We start from the raw sequence: 19,506 nt of genomic DNA on the forward strand, positions 1-19,506 counted from the left end.
CAGGCAGCGAGAATCAAACCACTAGAGCAGGCGAGACTCAAGCCAATCCAACAATCTCCCCTGTTCAGTTCCTCGGGTGTGCATTGCTTCTGTTTTTTGAAACAAATGACCACATCTCATCGGCACTGACTTCCTCAGTTTCGACTACTTTAACCTCCTGGTTGTGTACCAATTGCGCTTTTTGACTGGCAGCACGAACAATGCTGACGACTGTGTTGTAAGCCAGTTTAGTCGTGCGGCTAATTCCACGTAGACTACTACCTTCACCATGCGCTTGCAGCACTTGGCGGATTTGTTCAGGACTGATATGACGACGGTAGTAAAGACTATCAAAGGATTCAGAAAAGGTCTGCTGACAAGCAGGACAAAGATAACGTTGATGACCGTTGGGCATCTTGCCGTGTTTGTGAGCTTTGCTATATCCACACAGTGGGCATTCCATCGCTTGATTTCTAATGAATGAGTCTCTCTACTCTATCAATCCCACATCAGATTGACGCACTGCCGAGAAACCCAGATTTGCAACCAGCCACAGAAGATAGTCGCACTGAGTCAATATGTGTTGGATATGATGTTATCGCTTGGCGCGCAGCCAGCAGGCTTTGCTGAGTATTGGTCGCGTAATTTACCTCAATTCGATGATCCAAGTCAACAAATCCCTTACTTGGGCGATCTCATCACAACCCAACCCATTAACCTTGGACGTGCAGGTAATCCTTCTCTTGAAGCACTAACCGTCCTGAAGCCGGATCTGATTCTCACTGAGGATCGGGATCAGTATGAGCTACTCTCCAGAATTGCCCCCACTGTGTATGTTGAATACAACAAAGGAGGTTGGAAGCGCGATATTTATACAATTGCGAAGGCGCTAGATCGAGAATCACAGGTACAACAGGTACTAGCAGATCACGAGCAGCAGTTGAGCGAAACCCGGAAGAAGTTAGCTCCTGTGCTGACAGAACGTTCACGCCTACTACTATTGAACCTGAGGAACTTGGGTACTCCTGTGCATCTTTTTTATAAAGATCCCCCTGCTACTCTCTTGGATACTCTTGGTTTTCAGCTTGTAAGACCCGACGGCATGGAAAAAAAGACACGAACGAACATTTCAATTGAAGTTCTACCCCAGCTTGAAACTGACATCATCATCGTTTCAAGATATCAATTTGATTCAAAATCAGTATGGAAAAATAATTCTTACGATGTCCCTCTAGACAATTTCGAGCGGGAATGGAACCGAATACCGCTTCTGAAAAGATTAAAAGCTACCCAAGAGGGATGTATGTATTTTGTTGATGGTGTGCTGTGGGGTGGCACAATCCGAGGACCGATCGCCGATGAAATCGTCATGCAACAACTTCCCGATCTACTACTGCCATCGTGCCAGCATTCAAAACCTGAAAATAGAAATTTGTAGGCTCCAAGTTCTTTATTTACAGTCCATAGCAGTATTATGCGTGCCTTCATCATTATCTGGCTCAGTCAATTTATTTCAGCCAATGGCAGTCGGATGAGCGGTTTTGCAATTAGCATTTGGGCATGGGAGCAAACAGGACAGGTAACCGCTCTCACCCTAATCGCGTTTTTCAGCTTGCTTCCGGGTATCTTGATCGCCCCGATCGCTGGAATGATGGTCGATCGCTACAGTCGTAAACAAATGATGATTGTGGGTGACATCGCTGCGATCTTAGTCACGCTAATGATCCTGCTGCTTTACTTAACCGACAACTTGCAGATTTGGCATTTATATGTAGCTAGCATCATTGAAGGAACATTTTCTCAGTTTCAGGAATTAGCCTACTCCGCCTCGATCACCCTGCTGGTTTCCAAACAACACTATACCCGCGCCAGCAGCATGGAGTTTCTCTCGTTATATGGTGCCCTGATGATTGCCCCGCCTTTAGCAGGCTCCCTCTATGCCATCATTGGTTTCCCCGGCATTGTCCTGATTGATGTCGTCACCTTCTTTCTGGCAATTCTCACGGTTATCTGCGTCCACATTCCCCAACCTGCTGTAACACAGTCACCCCAGGTTCAAACAGCAACGATTTTCAGTCAACTCCAATTTGGATTTCGTTATGTCACAGCCCGTCCTGGCTTATTGGCTTTATTAACCGCCATTGCCTGGTTTAACTTGGCACTCTACTTAAGCGATGCCATCTATTACCCGATGATTCTGTCCCGTACTGAAAATAATGCGATCGTCCTGGGAAGCTTAATGGCTGCTGCTGGTGTTGGTGGTGTGATTGGTGCCTCTTTCATGAGTATTTGGGGCGGTTCATCGCGCCGCATTCATGGAGTTTTAGGGGGCATGATTGGGGTTGGTCTGAATAAAATCATCTTTGGATCGGGTCAAACCGTCTGGCTTTGGATTCCAGCCCAGGTGTGTGCGTCCTTCTGTTTCCCAATCTTTGGCGGATCGGAGCAGCCCATCTGGTTAAGCAAGGTCACCCCAGACCTGCAAGGACGGGTCTTTGCAACAAATCAAATGGTGCAAAAAATGTCACTGGCGATCGCCTTTTTAGTTGCTGGACCTCTAGCTGATTATGTCTTTGAACCTGCCATGCAGCCCGCTGGTCATCTAGCTCCAATCTTCGGAGGCTTCCTCGGAACGGGTAAGGGTGCGGGTATTGCGCTCCTCTACGTTCTCTGTGCTATCTGTATGGTGCTTATCGGTGTAGGTGGCTATGCCTTTCCCGCTCTCCGCAACGTCGAACACAGCCTGCCCGATCATACGGCTAACCTCTCACCTTGAGATTCCTAACCAGTTCGCAGTGCTGGCGTTAATTGTTGTCGCAAGTATTCAAGGGAGTGGCAAAGCACATCCCTACAGAAGCTCTAAGGGTTCCCTAACCCTTCGTTCTGATAAGCTTTAGAGGTATAGTGGCATGAAGGAATGAAAGATGGATCGATCAAAGTTTGTTGCAATTACCACAGGAGCGATCGCGATCGCGTTAAGTGTGGGCTACCTGCTGCTGGTGCAACTTTTGGACTTTCGCGGTATGACCGCACCTGCACCCATGGGCTGGCTAGGGTTTTAGCTAGGGATTTTGGCTAGTCATAGTCTTCTTCGTAATCTTCCCAACTATCGGATTTAAGCGGACGGGGTTCCCAGTCATCGTCTAGTTCAGCATAGAGTTTTAAGGGTTTTAGCGGCGCTTCGGGGGGGGCAAGTTCAACCCAGTCGAGTTCACGGCTATTAGCGCGATCGCGGCGAGTATTTTGTTGATTTAAGGGGACAAGCCGCACCTGCTTCACTTCTTTGGGATAGGCAGGTTCTTCCAGTTCGTTAGCAGCCTCATCCTCTATTGATAGCAGCAGTTCATCTAAGTGCAAGGGCTTGACAACGCGAGTAATGGCTTCCTGCACAAATGATTTGATAAATTCATCTTTGCGATTCAGTTGAAATTGGCGTTGCACCACTTCGGTAATGCCGCCGTCGCCCCAATCTTGATCATGGCGAAAGTATTCGATAAAGCTTTTACCAGCGATCCGGGTTAGGTAGGCAGCCGTGACTGCTTGAATGGCTCTTCCGACGATAATGCCACCAATGCTGAGTTGCAAGGCTGTGGTCACTAGGGTAATCGCACCTTTAACGATGCCCAATCCTGTTAAAGTTTTCGCTAGCGACAGCGCCAACTCTCGTCCCCGCTCCATGTTGATATCGCAGCCATAGACACGCCCGATTTCGACCACCATTTGAGCATTGACGGCAGCAGTTGCCAGCATATCAACAACAGGTAGTGGCGTGGCGGCAACCACTCCAGCGCCAATCCACTGAAAGCGATCGACGATTTTATCGGCTTGGCGGCGGCGTTGACCATCAATCAACTGACGGGCTTTATCGGCGAGTCGTTGGGATTGCAACAAGATGTTGTCTGCTAGCAAGTCTTCCCCTTCAGCCCGCAGCACAGCAACCATTCGCCGAATCAGCGGCATGATATCCGGATCAGGAGTGAGCGTTGTGCCGTCTTCTAACCGCACCGATTGGGGATTGGCGGCAACCGCGATCACATCGGTCGGGGAAATAATACCCCGGACTCGTTCACGCAATCGCGCCAAAATCAATTCGCGATCGCTGTCTAAATACAAATCCGATTTATTCAAAATCACCAGCGATCGCTTGCCGATTTCCGCCAGCATCTTTAATGGGTCGTATTCCGACTGGCGCAGGTCATTATCCAACACAAACAGCAGTAGATCTGCTTCCGTTGCCAATTGCCGCGCTAGTTTCTCCCGTTCTGTACCCGCTACGCCTGCCTCCAAAATTCCGGGGGTGTCAGTGATCACAATTTCCCGATTCATCCCTTTCAGTTCCAGCACGTAGGTTTCGCCAACTTCTGTGGTGCCCATCGGTGCGCCTACTTGCCCCACCATTCGTCCAATCAGCGCATTGACCAGAGAGGTTTTGCCCGCTGACCCCGTGCCAAACACTACAACCTGTAAATTTCCTTGGGAAAGGCTATGTTCAATTTCTCGCGATCGCGTTAATAATTCTTGACGCGCCACCTCATCTTGAATTTGCGATACCTGTTTCCGCACCGCTTTCAAGTTTTCTTCTGCCGCTTCTGCCTTTGCTGCGGGCACTTTGGGATCAACCCGCCGTCTTTTTTTCTGCTGCGTACTAGGCAGATAAAACAAGTAGTAGATCAACGCAGCGACGAGCGTCCCAATGAGAGCTATCACCACAAAAATTAACAACTGTCCCAGCAAAGGATAGTATCCCACTTGCCAAAACAAGCGTTGCAGCGATTCAATCAGCCAGATCACCATCCCAAAGATGACAAGCAGACCAATAATTAAGGTAACCAGACGGGGCAAACGCATAGGCGTGAGAAAAACTTTGGTGCCAAAGCTATTTGCTCCATTCTAGAGCTATGAGCAGTTTTCTAAGATCACCTGATGCATCCAGTTTTAGAGTATTGAATCTACACTGAACCTGATGTTCCACTAAATTGACCTCATCCTAACCCTTCTTTCTACGGAGAAGGGCTTTTGGAGATTTCCCTGTTCCTTCTTTTGCTGGAAGAGGGCTAGGGTGGGGCTGTCTTGGTGCTGCTTCAGGAAAGTTGCACGGTGCGTAACTTAAGCTTTGGTAATGGGGACACGTTTTTCTAAGTCAAATCCATAGCCTTGAGGAAGAATATGTAAAGTTGCATCGCACAGCGCCAGTGGCTCATCTTTTAAAAGTTCATCGATATTGGTATGAGTTAGTTTTGCCACATCAACAACCGTGATTGCTCCTTCACCAATCACTTCTAGTTCTTTGCCATTAATGACGATCGCCGTATTTTCATCAATGCCAAACCCCAAGTTAACGGGCTGTTGAGCGATCGCGGATAGCAACCGTCCAAGCCGCCCCCGTTGAGCAAAATGTTGATCAATCACAACACCGGGTAAAAAACCCATGCCTCGATCCATTGCAGCAACTTCCATCCGGGGATTGGTTTCTCCTTCCCCTTCTACAATCATCATGTCAGGCATCATCGCCGCTCCAGCGCTAGTTCCTGCAATAATAATGCCTTCAGAAAAACGCTGATGCAATAAACTATCCAGTTCAGTATCCTTCAAGCATTCAGTAATCCGAGCTTGGTTGCCACCCGTAAAAAAGACCCCCGTCGCATCCTGAATTACATCTAAACCCTTAGAATCATCAGCATTCTCGCGTTTGGCAGTATCGAGAACCTTGACGGATTCAACTCCTAGGCGCTCAAATACATTCATGTAAGTTTCGCCAACTTCTCCAGGCAACCCCGTCGCCACAGTCATGACTACAATCCGAGCCTGTAGTCCGCCTGCCCGACGCACAAACTCGCGCAAAATCTTACAGTCGCCCTCTTTATCTTCGGCACCCCCAATAATCACCAACTGTCCATGGGTTTCAGGAAGTGCCACACTATCTGGTTTTCCTAGTTCGTTCTCTAGTTCGTTCTTTTGAGAGGTCATAACTGCTTCTTGAACCTCTGGCATGGTCATAATAATCTCCAATGATTGTGATAGTTTCCTAATAAAACAGGTTTATCCAGGAAATTAGTACAGCCATTTGATAGATTCTAAAGAAACATCAGGGAGTCTGTTTCAGTAAATTGATCAGAAAAGCGTGCGCCTCTATAAGAGGGATATGTCTTGGCTTGCCCTCATGCACAATTTGATATTCATCCTCATATTCACCATCACCATACCCAGAAATGAGATGCTGATGAAAAGCAATTTCAGCTAACTGGTGGACGGCTTCTCTTAGATCAAGGGTTGTTGCATTGGTATCATGCTTGTTCATAAGGTTATGACCTGCTAACAAGATATAGCTCCAAGTCTAACAATTACGTTATTCAATTCCCCCCTTTCAAAAGAATCATTTCTTTAGATAGAGGTGCAGTCATTCTAGTTAAGCCAATTAAATTAAGCCAACTAAATTAAGCCAGTTTAAAAAGAGTTACATCTTACGGTAGAGGAAAATCCAGCAGCCTAAAGCTAATGTCAACAGTGAGTAAATATGGCATTACGTTATGGTTTTGGATCAAAGTATTGAAATGGTTCGTGTGAACGCGCGTGCATCTGATGCATTTGATGTTTTTAATATTCGTCACTATGTTGGTTCAAATCCATACTTAAAAACTGCGGCGATCGCCTTTGACTTTGCCCTGATCGAAAACAATTTACCCCTTCCACTGGAGGTCTATAAAACTGCGATTGGCGATCGCTATCCTCTTTTAGGAACTGAATCCTATGACTCCTATGCTCATCTATTTGGGCGGACTATCGCTGAAATCAATCCGCTTGAGATGGATCTTCATTTAACGCACTGGAGTTTGCAACCCAGCGACAAGCGAACCAGGATTGCGATTCAGTCATTGCATCGGCGCACCAGTCGCGCGATCGTTTACTGTGTCTGGGATTGGTTTGAAGCCATTACCCGCAATCAACCCTTTCGGATTGACGAACAAATCGAACTGCTGCAAAGCATTTTTCGAGATTCGGTTTATGGCGGTCCGACGGTCTATGCTTTACTCAAAACGGCTTACGAGTTAAATATTCCTACTTTTTATCTGTGGGAAGAAGGGCTGATGCAGTATGGGTATGGGCGCAAGCAAGTTAGAGGCATCGCTACGACCTTTGACCACGATAGCCATATTGATTCAGACTTCACAACTGGCAAAGATGATTGCAAAAAATTTCTTCACACCCTCGGTTTTCCGGTTCCTACAGGCAGCATTGTCTATACACTTGGTGAGGCATTGGCAGTTGCTAAACAGATTGGCTATCCTGTTGCCGTTAAGCCTGTTGTGGGGCATAAGGGAATCGGAGTAACGGCTGATGTGAAAAATTTTGATGGATTGGAGCGAGCCTTTGATGACGCGATCGCTGCGATTCCAGAGGATCAATCTATTCGCATCATTGTCGAAAAAAGTATTGCAGGCAAAGATTTCCGTTTACTGTGCGTCAATGGCAAGTTTGTCGCGGCAACCGAACGGTGCCCTGCCTTTGTGATTGGCGATGGGGTTTCAACAATTGGTGAACTGATCGAGCGAGAAAACCGCACTATCGCTCGAATAGACACCCCAACTTCGCCCCTTGGTAAAATAAAATACGATGTAGCGATGGAACGCTATTTAGAGGATCAAAATTTATCGCTTAATAGCGTATTAGAAGAGGATCATAAAGTCCTCTTACGAAAGGTTGCGAACCTCTCTGCTGGAGGTTTGAGCATTGATGCCACTCGACACATTCATCCTGATAACGTGATCTTGGTACAAGATATTGCCCAATATTTTCGCCTGACTTGTCTAGGAATTGATGTGATTGCCCGTGATCTTTCAGAATCTTGGCGAGAAGGAAACTTTGGCATTATTGAAATCAATTCGGCTCCGGGTATCAACATGCATCTCAAGCCTGCTATAGGCGAAAGTGTGAATGTCCCTGCTTACATATTGAAGAGTTTTTTTGAAACGGGGAAGGATGCCCGGATTCCAACTATTAGCTTTAATCAGATTTCTACAACTGAAATTCAAGAGATTGTTGATCACGTCCTGCTGAAGCATCCCAACTGGACTATTGGCAGTATTTGTCGAGAGGGTATGTTTATCAACCGTTCTGAGAAACACTTGAATGCGGATTACAATACCAATGTTCAAAATCTACTCCGTAATCCTAAGCTTGATCTTTTAATCGCTGAGTATTGCGAAGAGATCCTCGATCGCGATGGCATGTTTTACTACGGTAGCAATATTGTTGTTTTGGACAATCCTACTGAAACTGAACTGATGCTATCTCGTGATATTTTTGATGACTCAATTGTTGTCAGTCGTTATGGAGACGCTATTTCAATTCACCAGAATGGATTGATTGAACAATATTCACTTGGCGAGGAAGAATCTTTTAGCCGAGTTTATTTGAAAGAAATCACAACGCTTTTGTAAATATTTGAACAATCATTTAGCTAGCTAAAGATGGTTGATTGGCGTAAGTTGGCGATCGAGAAAAACGATAAAGTCTTCAATCGTTGATAGCGTTTCTAGGTCAGTTTCTTCCCCTAAATCAATCTTAAATTGGGTGAAAAAATCTTGTCGGAGGGACTGCTGCCAATCAAACCAGCAAACTAGCGAGAGGTGTAGATCTTCTTGAAGGCGATCGCTAGGGCGAATTCTGCCGCAGTCCAAACCTGAATAGTTGGGTAAGTGCTGATAAACAAAGTAAGAGACTGATTGCGTAATGTTGAGAGATTGCCAAAATTTTTGATGCCAATCTTCTGGATTAAGCGGAGGGCGATCGCTGAGTATCTGATTCACACGCTGCCTCATCCGCAGGTCAGGGCTGAGATCAGGATACGTTCTAAGACTATAAAAAAAGTTTTTGAGCAAATGCCACATGCGCCAACACCACCCACGAAACTCACTGAACTTTCATAAGTATTCCCAGAGAGCAGGAGAGATGCTTAGATGACCAAAGACTTTATGGTTGTCAAAGACTTTCTTCCGGATGGCGACTACATCCCCATGCCTTAATCTTGAGGATATAGACCCTGCATATGCGTTTTTTAGTTAAAAAATTAGTGGAACGCTACTCTAGAAACAGACCTAAGCAGAGAAAAGGCAGGCTTATGGCAATAAAAATGTGGAAACGTTTGACAGCGAGTGGATTGGTGATGATGGGCTTAGTAGCGGCTGATGCCGCAAACGCTCACCCTCGGCTGGTGCCTGTAGCTCAGTTGCGACGGCTTTCTGCCGATTTGATGCGCTCGGATAGGCAAGACTTTTTTAAGGTGGGTCGCATGAAGCTAGAGCGAGATGTTGAAACTATCAATCAACCGCGATCGCGATTTGATACCGACGTTCTCATTATTGATTCAAGTATTCAATTGCAACCAGATTTATCGCCGCTAGAAACGCCAAATTTACGATTACCGAAACCGTCAAACCAGTAGACTAGACTATTTCTTGCGCCTATGAGCCTTTACTTAGGGATCGACTTTGGCACCTCCGGCGCACGGGCAGCCGTGATTGATCAAGATATGCAGTTGTGTGTTCAAGTGAGTCGCCGATTTGCATCTGTTGAACCGCGCCAACAGGCGCCCCACTGGCAAGACGTAATGTTTCGCTTAATTCAACAAATTCCTGAAGACATCCGCGCCAAAATCCAAGCGATCGCCATTGATGGCACCTCCTCTACTGTGTTGCTTTGCGATGGGGCAGGAGTGCCGCTGGATGCGCCGCTGCTCTATAACGATGCCCGTGCTGGTGCAGCGCTGACTGACCTCCAAGCCTTTTTTACTCAAGCAAATGTGCAGGATACCCCTGAGCAAGATGTGGTACTAAGCGCGACCTCTAGCCTCGTAAAGTTGCTGTGGTGGAAGCAGCAATCTGTTTATGCTCAAGCTCGTTATTTATTGCATCAAGCAGACTGGCTAGGATTTCTGCTGCATGGTCAACTGGGGATTAGTGATTATCACAACTGCCTGAAACTGGGCTACGATGTGGCGCAGTTGGAGTATCCGTCGTGGATGGCAGAGTTGGAAGTGATGCCACTTTTGCCACAAGTGCGATCGCCTGGAACGGTGGTCGGCAAAATTGTTAGCGCGATCGCCAATCAGCTTGGGCTACCGACTGATTGTCAAATTTGCACCGGCACGACCGATAGTATTGCGGCTTTTCTGGCGAGTGGCGTGACCGCGATCGGGGAAGCCGTTACTTCTCTCGGCTCCACGTTGGTTCTTAAGCTATTAAGCGCCACTCCGATTACGAATCGAACCTATGGAATTTATAGCCATCGTTTGGGCGATCTTTGGCTCGTGGGGGGCGCTTCCAATACGGGCGGCGCAGTGCTTCAGCAGTTTTTTACCCCCCAAGAATTGTTAGAGTTGAGTCCTCAAATTGCAGTGCAGCAAGAAAGTCCACTCCAGTACTACCCGCTCACTCAACCGGGCGATCGCTTTCCGGTGAACGATGCATCGTTACTGCCCTGTGTAGAACCGCGCCCTAAGAATCCCGTCGATTTTTTGCATGGATTGCTCGAAAGCATGGCACGAATTGAAGCGCGAGGGTATCAATTGCTGCAAAAGTTAGGCGCAGCGCCTCTAGTTCGAGTTTATACGGCTGGCGGTGGTGCAGCAAACCCTGCCTGGACTGCCATTCGGAACCGTCAGTTGCAAGTTCCCGTCTTGGTTTCGCGCCATACGGAAGCTGCCTATGGAACCGCGCGATTGGCAAAAAGCAGTACAGAATAGATCTGATCTGATCAGGGGTGGCAGCACCACTCGCTAACAATAAGGTATTCGCTGTCTTGACCATGTTTAAGTTGCTGCTGTACTTACGCTGTGCGGTGCCATAGAAGTCGGAGATCTTCGTAAAATGCTGCATAATTTGCGGGTGAGAGAGTGATAGATTTGCAGTCGATGCCTTCACTGCGAACCGCCCATGCAATCTATCCAGACTCTTCGCCTCGCATCTGTGACGCTCCTGCTGACCGCTGGATTGCCTCTACTTCCCGCTCCTAATTCTTTACTCTCCGCTGTTGCTCAAACGGTGGGCGATTCTTCCACGGAGAGGCTTCGCGATCGCAAAGTTGAGGATGTTAACAAAGCCTTGCAGGAAGTAAATCGCCTATTTGAGCAAGGTGAACAGCAATTGTTGCAAGGCAAATCGAAAGCCGCCATTCAAACTTTTGAGCAGATCTTAAAACTCGAAAAAAACAATCCAGTCGCTCTAGATCAGATTGGCGAGGCATATCTCAGCATGGGGCAGTACGATCGCGCTTTAGAAACCTTGCAAACGGCTCTCACTCAAGCGCGTAGCCAAACTAATGATCATCAAGCTGCCGGAACTCTCACCAATCTCGGCGATGTCCATCGGGCAAAGGGCGACTATGCCAAAGCAATTGAATTAACTCAACAAGCGATCGCAATTCAAACCCCTTTGAAAGACACTGTGGGGTTGGGCAAAAGTTACCTGATTTGGGGGGCGGCGTTGGTGGGTAAAGGCAACAGTGACCAAGCCATTAAGCCACTTCAACACGGATTAGACGCACTAAAACAAGCCACGGATAACCCGAAGTCGCGGGTTTGGGAAGGACGGATTTTAGCGTGGATGGGTCGAGCGCAATCGCTGACTAAACAGCCGGATCAGGGTTTGCAGACGATGCAGCAGGCATTGGCGATCAATCGGGCAACGGGCGATCGCAAAATGGAAGCCACGACGCTATTTTTTCTAGGGCTGAACCACGTTGAGCAGAAAAAACTGGAACCTGCGATCGGTTTTTATCAGCAGTCCTTGGCGGTGTTTCAATCCACGGATGATCGCTCCTCTGCGGGTTACTTGCATAATTACATCGGCATTGCCCACTATCGGCTGAAGCAATATCCCGCAGCGCTGACCCAGTTTCAGCACGCTTTACGAATACACCAAGCAGGCGATCGCCCCAAAGCAGATATTGCCCAAGTTTGGACTAATTTAGGCGATACGTATAAACAACAAAATCAATATCCTCAAGCCCAAGAACACTATCAGCAAGCGTTGACCCTATACCGACAGCTAAAAAATTCGCCGCAAGAAATTCAGGTTTTGAGCAGCATTGGCTATACGCACTTATTTGATAGCAATACTCGCCGCCATCAAGGGGATTATACTCAGGCAAAAACATTGTCTGAGCAAGGCTTAGCAACTTTTCAGCAACAATTAGAAGTAGCGCGCAGTACTCGCGATCGCCCTCAAGAACTCTGGGCACTGCGAGGAATTGCTCAGGCTTACGGCAACATTGGGCAGGCGATTCATGCCAGTGGAAACTACGCGGGAGCCGTGAAACCCTATGAGCAATCTCTTCAGATCTGGCAGCAGGCACAAACATTCGCCACAGACCTCAAAGATGCAGAGGCAAGCCAGAAAATCACGCAGGAAATTTTTCAGAAGCGGGTGGCAATTGTCAATGCCTATAATGCGCTAGAGCAGTACCCTGAAGCGTTAGTGCAAACCCGCCAAATGCGCGATCTGCTCCAAGCGACCGGAAAACCTGGTAACGAACAAACGCTAATCTTTTTAGAGCACACGATTTACTCTGGCTTAGTCAATCTCCACGACACCCCAGAACAGTACGACCAATTTTTAGACTATTCCCAAAAAGCGATCGCCCTTGCTGAACAACTCCAGCCCCCTGGTAAAGAACTGCAACATTGGACAGGAATTGCTCGTGTGCATCGGTTTCGGGGACAGTATGCCCAAGCCTTAGCGAGGAATCAGCGGGTGTTAGCGCGATCTCGGCAGGTGCAAGATCGTGAACAAGAAATTTTCGCTCTGCTCTCCATCGGCATCATTTATAAAGATCAGGCAAACTATGCTGAAGCACTTGCCCATTATGAACAAGCCCTCCAACGCAGCCGAGGCTACCCCACGAAAGAAAACATTGCCCTAATTAACATTGCCAATGTTTACGGTATTCAAGGTAACTATGCCAAGGCATTAGCCATTTATCAAGATCAATTAGCGAGGAATCAAAAAACTGTGGAGCAACTGTCCGCAGGAGTTACCCCTCAAAACATTCGTTGGCTCTGTCAAGAGCGAAATAATTTTCGCAGTGGAAAAGATCCTCAAGCCAAGCCCGGATCTTTTCCAAAGGTGTGTGACACGCCTGACACCTTGCCCACTGGCGCAGTTTTTGACCACTTCAAATCCATGATTGCCACCTGGCGAGGAAGCGTACTACATGCCGTCGCGATAAATTTTAACAACTTGGGATCTGTGTATGACGACCAGGGCAACTACCCGAAAGCCCAGGAACTCTACCAACAATCTCTAGCGATTAACCAGCAGCAGCGCGATCGAGCAGACGAGGCAAACAATCTCAATAACTTGGGAATAGTTGCACTCCATCAGGGAAACTATGCCAAAGCGACCCAATTGATCCGGCAAGCGTTGAAAATTGGCGTGGAGCAAGATAACCGCAGCGATGAAATCGCCTACCGCACAAACTTGGGGCAAATTGCCAGCGACCAAGGGAACTATGCCGCTGCTTTGGACACCTATCAGACTGTTCTAGCTAAAGCCCAGAAGATTGGGCAACGCGCCGCCGAAGCAAAAATCCTGGATAAAATCGCCGAGGTGCATCGTTATAAAGGCGACTATGCTAAGGCTTTAACCCACTATCAGCAAGCACTGAAAATTCATCAGGAAATTGGTCAGCCTACGGGCATGGTGTTGGTGTTGCTGCATTTGGGAACCCTGCACCGTCAGCTAGGGGACTATCCGCTAGCGATCGCCACCCATCAACAAGCCCTGGCAACAGCCCAAAAAATCGGCACAAAACCGCAGGAAGCCGCAGCCTTACTCGCGTTGGCATCTAACTATCGTGAACAGGGTGACTTAGATGGGGCGCTGAAGCATTATCAACAAGCTCTGGCGATCGCCCAAGCCATTGGTAATCGTTATACCGAAGCCTCAACTCTCCAGGGGTTGGGTCGGCTTTATCTCCAGCAAGCCCAACCTGCAAAAGCCAGCAGTATTTTTCAGCAAGCCCTGATTGCTCAACAGCAAATGGGAGTTCGCGCTGATGCTGCCGCTACCCTAAGCTTTTTAGGGCAAGCTCAAACTCAACTAGGCAAAGCAACTCAAGCCCAATCCGCTTTGCAAGAATCTTTGTTCGTGGCGCAGGAGGCAGGCGATCGCCCCACGCAGGCTCAGTCCCTTAGCCATTTGGGAGATTTATTTGCCAAGCAGAAGCAACCAGAGTTGGCGATCGCGTTTTACAAACAATCCGTCAACGTGCGAGAAGAGATTAAAAGCGGACTGAAGAGTTTGGCGCGATCGCAGCAAGAATCCTACGCCCAATCGGTTTCTGGCACCTATCGTGCTTTAGCCGATTTACTGTTGGCGCAGGGGCGAATTCTGGAAGCGCAACAGGTGTTGGAACTGCTGAAAATCCAGGAGATTCGCGAATTTACCCGTGAGGCAAAAACGACGACCTCAGCCGGGATTGCCACAACTGTAAGTGAAGCCAAAATTCTCAAAGAACACGGCACCCTGATCGCCTTTGGGCAAACCGTCGATGCTTGCAAACAAAATCGCTGTGCCCAACTCAGCCAACTTAACGACCAGCAGCAAGCGCTGACTCAGCAATATAACCAGACTGTTTCCAGCTTTGAGAAAGAAATCCGTCGGCGCAAATCGGTGGATGATGCCCTGCTTGATCCGCGCAATCTGTCAGCCAAAGCGAAGAAAATTGTGGAATCGCAACCGGGCACGGTGTTGATTTATCCCTTTGTGCTGGAGGACAAAATCTGGCTGCTGTGGGCGGCAAAAGGGGGAATTGTCAAGAGTGTGGCGGTGCCCGTTTCCCGGAAGCAGTTGGGGGAAACCGTGGTACAGTTTCGCCGAGCGGTGCAAGACCAAAGTCCGACTGCGCGCCAAGCGATTGTTACCACTGGCAAGCAACTGTACGACTGGCTGATCAAACCACTGGAACCGGAACTGAAAGCAAACAAGATTCAAAATCTGGTGTTTTCGCTCGATCGCGTCACCCGCTACATTCCCATGAGTGCGCTGTTTGATGGCGAAAAATTTCTGATTGAAAACTACGCGGTTTCCACGATTCTTTCTGCTGAGTTGACCGATCTACGCGACAGGTTGCCCGCCAATAGCCAAACCTCTATTTTGGCTTTGGGTGCATCGGAGTTTAAAGATGACCCTCCGTTGCCCAATGTGCCGGGGGAACTCAACGCAATTATTCAACAAAAATCCCAGCCTCCATCAAACGCTCAGTCAAACAATGGTTTTTCTGGCACAAAATTTCTCAACCAAGCGTTTAACTTTCGGGCGCTGCGAGACAATTTGGTGGGTCACAAAATCTTGCATATCGCCACTCACGGCAAGTTTGTCTCTGGTCGCCCAGAAGATTCTTTTCTCGTGTTGGGCAGTGGCGAGAAACTTACTATCCCCGAAATCAAAACCCTGCAAGATTTGAGCAATATCCATCTGGTGGTGCTGTCTGCCTGTGAAACGGCATTGGGCGGGGATCAAGATGGAATAGAAATCTCTGGGCTAAGTTCTTATTTTTTGAGCAATGGTGCCAAAGCGGTAATAGCTTCCCTCTGGAGCGTGGATGATAAGAGTACCAGTGAGTTGATGTATGAGTTTTATCGCACTCTGGCAACCAGCACTGCCCAAAAACCGATGACCAAAGCTGAAGCCTTGCGCCAAGCTCAACTCTCGCTCATCCGCGAGGGCGGCAGTTTTGCCCATCCCTACCACTGGGCACCGTTTATTTTAATTGGCAATGGGCTGTGATTAAGTTTTGTAAGTTCTTCGGGCTGGCTTTGCTAACAGGTAGCGTTGACCTAGGAGATATTTTTGCGCCCACTGCGAGAGCCGCTGAGACTCTTTCTTTTCTTCTTAGCGTTTTTTCTTTTTAGCGAGATCGCCCTGGAACCCAAAAGCGGCACTACCAGAAAGCGATCGCCCTTGTTTGGAAAGTTGCCCCATGGACGCACCGCTAAATAAAACCTGCTGCTGGTCTTGGGCACGAATTTTGGCTTCTGCATCGCCGTAGAAGAAAGTTAATAAGGCAAAGCGTTGTCCTTGGGTGACGGGCAGAGCTTCATGCAGTAGGGAACATGAAAAAATGACGGCTTCCCCAGTCTCAGGACGGTAAAGCGTTGAGCCATATTCTGGAAAGCGCAGATGTCCACCGTCATAGGCTTCTGTATTGAGGTTGAGGGTCATGGCAAAACGGCGATGCTCCGTCCCCGGCAGGGTGTTGTCGCGGTGGGCTTTGAAAAATCCGCGATCGCGATCGTCATAGCAGCCCACAACATAGCGTTCAAAGTTGGTGATGCTGAATTGAAATGCTTTTTCAATTTCTGGTTTTACCCGTCGCCAAATCAAGTCATTCACCGATTTCAGCACCTCTGCATCGGTCAGCACCCAATCTTTGCGGCGCTTGATTTGAGGATTGGTCACCTCGGTAAGCTTATCGCCAACGGTTTGCATAAAGCCCGATTCTCGTCCACCGTTGCGTTCGTATTGGTGGATCAACGATTGACAGAAAGCGCGATCGAAGACATTGGGCACAAATAAAACAGGAGCTTGTCGAGTGGCAAGATTAGAAGAAGTTGCGGCAGGTGCCGTTAGGATTTCTACCGTTTCTAGCAGCCGCTCCACATACCCCATAGGTTCTTCAAAGGGAAGCACGGCTCGAATCCGCAGGTTTTCATCCACAACAAACGTAGTCAGCTTGTAGCGCAGATGACCACTGATGCCTTCCGCTGCTAAAGACTCGCTCACTCCATATTGGCTGCTGACTAGGCGTTGAAAGTCCCACAACATACAGCAGTGAGTTGTTTTTTCGATCGGTTCTTTGAGATAGATATCATTCGCGTCAATGCTGATGCCAAAAAAGCGGAGATGACGCTGCTCAAAGTCAGGCTGGAGGGAAAAAACAGTTTCTAGGATTTCGCGCACATGCTCAATTTGAGAACTGCCGAAGAAGAACAGCAGGCTGTAGCAACCGCCCATTTCATCCAGTGCGGCTCTAGGGTTGGCAGATGAAGGAACGGAAAAAGCAGGAGCGGGATCACCCACTGTCAGGAGCGGCATAAAATCCTAGAAAGGAGTTCATTGCTACTCTACCAGGCAATCTAGAGAGATGATTTGTGTTGCCATAATTTCACGGTTTATGGCAGGAAGCCAAAATGGTGAAGTCCTTCTAAGATGCCGCCTGCACAAGATTTTTTTGCCAGGTAGCGATCGCAACTGGGATTGGCATAATGCCAGGTGAGCAGTTCTGGCATGGCGTTACCTACAATGATGCCTCGCTCAGGGCGATCGCAAAACATCGACAAATCATTCCCCGAATCGCCACAGGCAACGGTGCGATCGGGCGAGATAGCTAACTGTTCCCGTAAAAAAATCATGGCTTTGCCCTTATTCGCCCGACGCGGCAAAATATCTAAATCTTTGCCGCCGCTGTAGACCAGTTGAGTCTCTAAACCTTTAGCATCCAATAAGGCTTGGAGTTTGGGTAAGAGGTTTACCGCGATCGCTTCCGCCAGAAAATAGCTCACCTTAAACGGGCGTTGTTCGGCTGTGGGCTGAGGAGTCAAGTCGAACTGATTCGCGATCGCCACTACCTGATCGCGATCCCAATGAGTGGACAGCACTTCTGCCCAAATCGGATCGGGCGAATCGCTGCCTGCCGAGTAAATCTCAGTGCCGACCGACACAATCAACCCATCGGGATCAAGTAAAGGCTTTTCGGCTTTAAGTTGACGATAGCTGCTTAGCGATCGCCCGGTGGAATACACAATCTTTGTGCCATGCTGCTGACGATGATCGCCAAGAATACGATTCAGTTCCACCATCGCTGCGTCATCTCCCACCAGCGTATGATCCAAATCGGTCACAAACAAAAATGCAGTCATAGCGATGCCTTGGGTGATCTCGATTGCAACTATTTCTATCATGTCTTGTTCAACGTTGGATTAAGACTGAGCGATCAGCCAGTGAAGCAGAGGAAGAGTTTCGTCATTGAAATAGGTTAGCGTTTGCTGACTTAAGGGATTTTACTCTGAGTCATCATAAGAGCGTGGATAGTGGAAACTCGGCTGATGTTTTAGTTCAGTCGCTCAATGTGCGATTAAATTGTTTCCTCTAGAACGATGGTAGGAGGTCAGAAGTGCTTGAGAATGATAGCTTGCTGGTTTATTGCGGGGTAATGTGCCTCCTGTGCTATGAAATTACGGCGATCGAAATTGACGGCTTGGCTGCCCCAGTTAAACTATCAGATTTGGATTTTGGCAATCGGGCGGCTGCTCTCGCAAATGGGGTCAGGCTTCACGTTATTTTATGCACCCATTTTTTTGTGAATCAGGTAGGTCTATCAGCCACTTTGGTAGGGCTTGGCTTAGGGAGTCAATCGATTTCGGGGGTGCTGGGTCGCTTTTTGGGTGGGTCGCTTTCGGATGGGCAGTTTGGGCGCAAACGCACGGTGTTGTTGTCGGCGGTGATATCGGCGATCGCGGCGTTTGTGATGGCTTTTGCGACTAACTTTCCTCTGTTTGTAGTAGGCAATCTGTTGATAGGTTTAGGAATTGGACTGTTTTGGCCATCGGCTGAGGCACTCGTTGCCGATTTGTCTGCTCCCAAAGATCGCAACGAAGCCTTTGCACTTAATCGATTGTGTGACAGCTTAGGCTTAGGTATTGGAGTGGTGCTGGGAGGGCTAGTCATTAGCACTACAGGAGCCTATCGATCGCTGTTTATCATTGATGGCGTTTCCTTTTTAGGGCTGTTTGCTGTGGTGCTATGGGCAGTCCGAGAAACTTTTCAAACCACAGGCGAACATCAAGGCTTACAAGGTTGGAAACTGGCACTGCGCGATCGCACCTTGCTAATCTACTGCGTCGTGAATGTGCTGTTCACCACTTATATTGTGCAAATTAGCAGTACGCTACCGCTCTACTTCACCAATTTTGTATCGGGAACATCCACTGAAACAGGATTTACGCCTGTAGTGATTAGTGCGCTTTTTACCTGGCATCTTGTGGCGGCGGTTATTTGCCAGATTCCAGCCGCCCGATTCCTCAACCGATTTCACCGCACCCGTGGATTGATGCTGTCTGCAATACTGTGGGGGTTGGGCTTTGCGATCGTTTGGCTAACAGGGATAGCTTCTTCAGGCAGCATCGTTTGGGCGGTGTTGGCATTGGGCATTTTGTCCTTAGCAACAGTCACTTATATGCCCGCTGCGTCGTCGATTGTGGTGGATTTGGCAACGGAATCACTCCGGGGCGTATATTTGGCAGTCAACTCCCAATGTTGGGCGATCGGCTATTTTATTGGTCCCCCAATTGGCGGCTGGGCACTGGATCAATCCCCCTTTATCGCCCATACCTTTTGGCTAGGATTGGCTGCCACTGTGGGATTATCTATCCTGATTTTGCAACTTCTAGAGCGAAGAATGAAACTAAGAGATGCTTCTCCCGCTGGGTAGAGAGTTGAAAACAGCAAGATCTAGAATGTAACCATTGCG

14 protein-coding genes and 1 pseudogene are annotated in these 19,506 nt (G+C 48.2%); 8 read left to right on the forward strand and 7 right to left on the reverse strand.

Going from position 1 to position 19,506, the window contains the following annotated elements; genetic code table 11:
- Positions 1–442 (reverse strand): annotated as a pseudogene (locus tag AB3R30_RS15225) (IS1/IS1595 family N-terminal zinc-binding domain-containing protein); the annotation flags it as partial.
- Between the two features lie 51 nt (positions 443–493).
- Between AB3R30_RS15225 and AB3R30_RS15230 the strand changes: the two are divergent.
- From AB3R30_RS15230 to AB3R30_RS15240, 3 genes are all read left to right on the forward strand, one after another.
- Complete coding sequence (locus AB3R30_RS15230) at positions 494–1,417, forward strand: ABC transporter substrate-binding protein (protein ID WP_458650056.1); 924 nt, start codon at positions 494–496, stop codon at positions 1,415–1,417.
- Between the two features lie 36 nt (positions 1,418–1,453).
- Positions 1,454–2,755, forward strand: coding sequence for an MFS transporter (locus AB3R30_RS15235; protein ID WP_458650057.1), 1,302 nt, complete (start codon positions 1,454–1,456; stop codon positions 2,753–2,755).
- Positions 2,756–2,903: 148 nt separating this feature from the next.
- Positions 2,904–3,041 (forward strand): hypothetical protein, encoded by a 138-nt coding sequence (locus AB3R30_RS15240; protein WP_458650058.1) that lies wholly within the window; start codon positions 2,904–2,906, stop codon positions 3,039–3,041.
- A gap of 13 nt (positions 3,042–3,054) precedes the next feature.
- Here the strand turns inward: AB3R30_RS15240 and AB3R30_RS15245 are convergent, their stop codons facing one another.
- From AB3R30_RS15245 to AB3R30_RS15255, 3 genes are all read right to left on the reverse strand, one after another.
- A complete protein-coding gene (locus AB3R30_RS15245; RefSeq protein ID WP_458650059.1) occupies positions 3,055–4,827 on the reverse strand; it encodes a YcjF family protein in 1,773 nt (590 codons plus the stop codon).
- 258 nt (positions 4,828–5,085) lie between these two features.
- Positions 5,086–5,976: a cyanophycinase gene (locus tag AB3R30_RS15250; RefSeq protein ID WP_458650060.1), complete on the reverse strand. Its 891-nt coding sequence runs from the start codon at positions 5,974–5,976 to the stop codon at positions 5,086–5,088.
- An 88-nt stretch (positions 5,977–6,064) separates the two neighbouring features.
- Positions 6,065–6,277: a hypothetical protein gene (locus tag AB3R30_RS15255; protein WP_458650061.1), complete on the reverse strand. Its 213-nt coding sequence runs from the start codon at positions 6,275–6,277 to the stop codon at positions 6,065–6,067.
- A 253-nt stretch (positions 6,278–6,530) separates the two neighbouring features.
- On the opposite strand from AB3R30_RS15255, the gene AB3R30_RS15260 reads away from it, so the two are divergent.
- The gene (locus AB3R30_RS15260; protein ID WP_458650062.1) at positions 6,531–8,417 is read left to right on the forward strand and encodes an ATP-binding protein; all 1,887 of its coding nucleotides are present in this window, start codon (positions 6,531–6,533) and stop codon (positions 8,415–8,417) included.
- A gap of 24 nt (positions 8,418–8,441) precedes the next feature.
- Here the strand turns inward: AB3R30_RS15260 and AB3R30_RS15265 are convergent, their stop codons facing one another.
- On the reverse strand, positions 8,442–8,786 hold the full coding sequence (locus tag AB3R30_RS15265; protein ID WP_458650063.1) for a hypothetical protein: 345 nt from the start codon (positions 8,784–8,786) through the stop codon (positions 8,442–8,444).
- A gap of 311 nt (positions 8,787–9,097) precedes the next feature.
- Between AB3R30_RS15265 and AB3R30_RS15270 the strand changes: the two genes are divergently transcribed.
- From AB3R30_RS15270 to AB3R30_RS15280, 3 genes are all read left to right on the forward strand, one after another.
- Complete coding sequence (locus tag AB3R30_RS15270) at positions 9,098–9,421, forward strand: hypothetical protein (protein WP_458650064.1); 324 nt, start codon at positions 9,098–9,100, stop codon at positions 9,419–9,421.
- A 21-nt stretch (positions 9,422–9,442) separates the two neighbouring features.
- Positions 9,443–10,720, forward strand: a complete 1,278-nt coding sequence (locus tag AB3R30_RS15275; RefSeq protein WP_458650065.1) for an FGGY-family carbohydrate kinase — start codon at positions 9,443–9,445, stop codon at positions 10,718–10,720.
- A 190-nt stretch (positions 10,721–10,910) separates the two neighbouring features.
- Positions 10,911–15,764, forward strand: coding sequence for a tetratricopeptide repeat protein (locus AB3R30_RS15280; protein WP_458650066.1), 4,854 nt, complete (start codon positions 10,911–10,913; stop codon positions 15,762–15,764).
- Between the two features lie 105 nt (positions 15,765–15,869).
- On the opposite strand, the gene AB3R30_RS15285 is transcribed toward AB3R30_RS15280, so the two are convergent.
- A complete protein-coding gene (locus tag AB3R30_RS15285) occupies positions 15,870–17,072 on the reverse strand; it encodes a 2OG-Fe(II) oxygenase (RefSeq protein WP_458650067.1) in 1,203 nt (400 codons plus the stop codon).
- 77 nt (positions 17,073–17,149) lie between these two features.
- A complete protein-coding gene (locus AB3R30_RS15290; protein ID WP_458650068.1) occupies positions 17,150–17,896 on the reverse strand; it encodes a sucrose-phosphate phosphatase in 747 nt (248 codons plus the stop codon).
- A 254-nt stretch (positions 17,897–18,150) separates the two neighbouring features.
- On the opposite strand from AB3R30_RS15290, the gene AB3R30_RS15295 reads away from it, so the two are divergent.
- Entirely contained in the window at positions 18,151–19,467 is a 1,317-nt protein-coding gene (locus AB3R30_RS15295) for an MFS transporter (protein ID WP_458650069.1), read from the forward strand.
- Positions 19,468–19,506: the final 39 nt, after the last annotated feature.

The sequence above is a fragment of the Sivoneniella epilithica UHCC 1019 genome (genome assembly GCF_040830845.1).
Classification (GTDB): domain Bacteria; phylum Cyanobacteriota; class Cyanobacteriia; order Leptolyngbyales; family Leptolyngbyaceae; genus ULC077BIN1.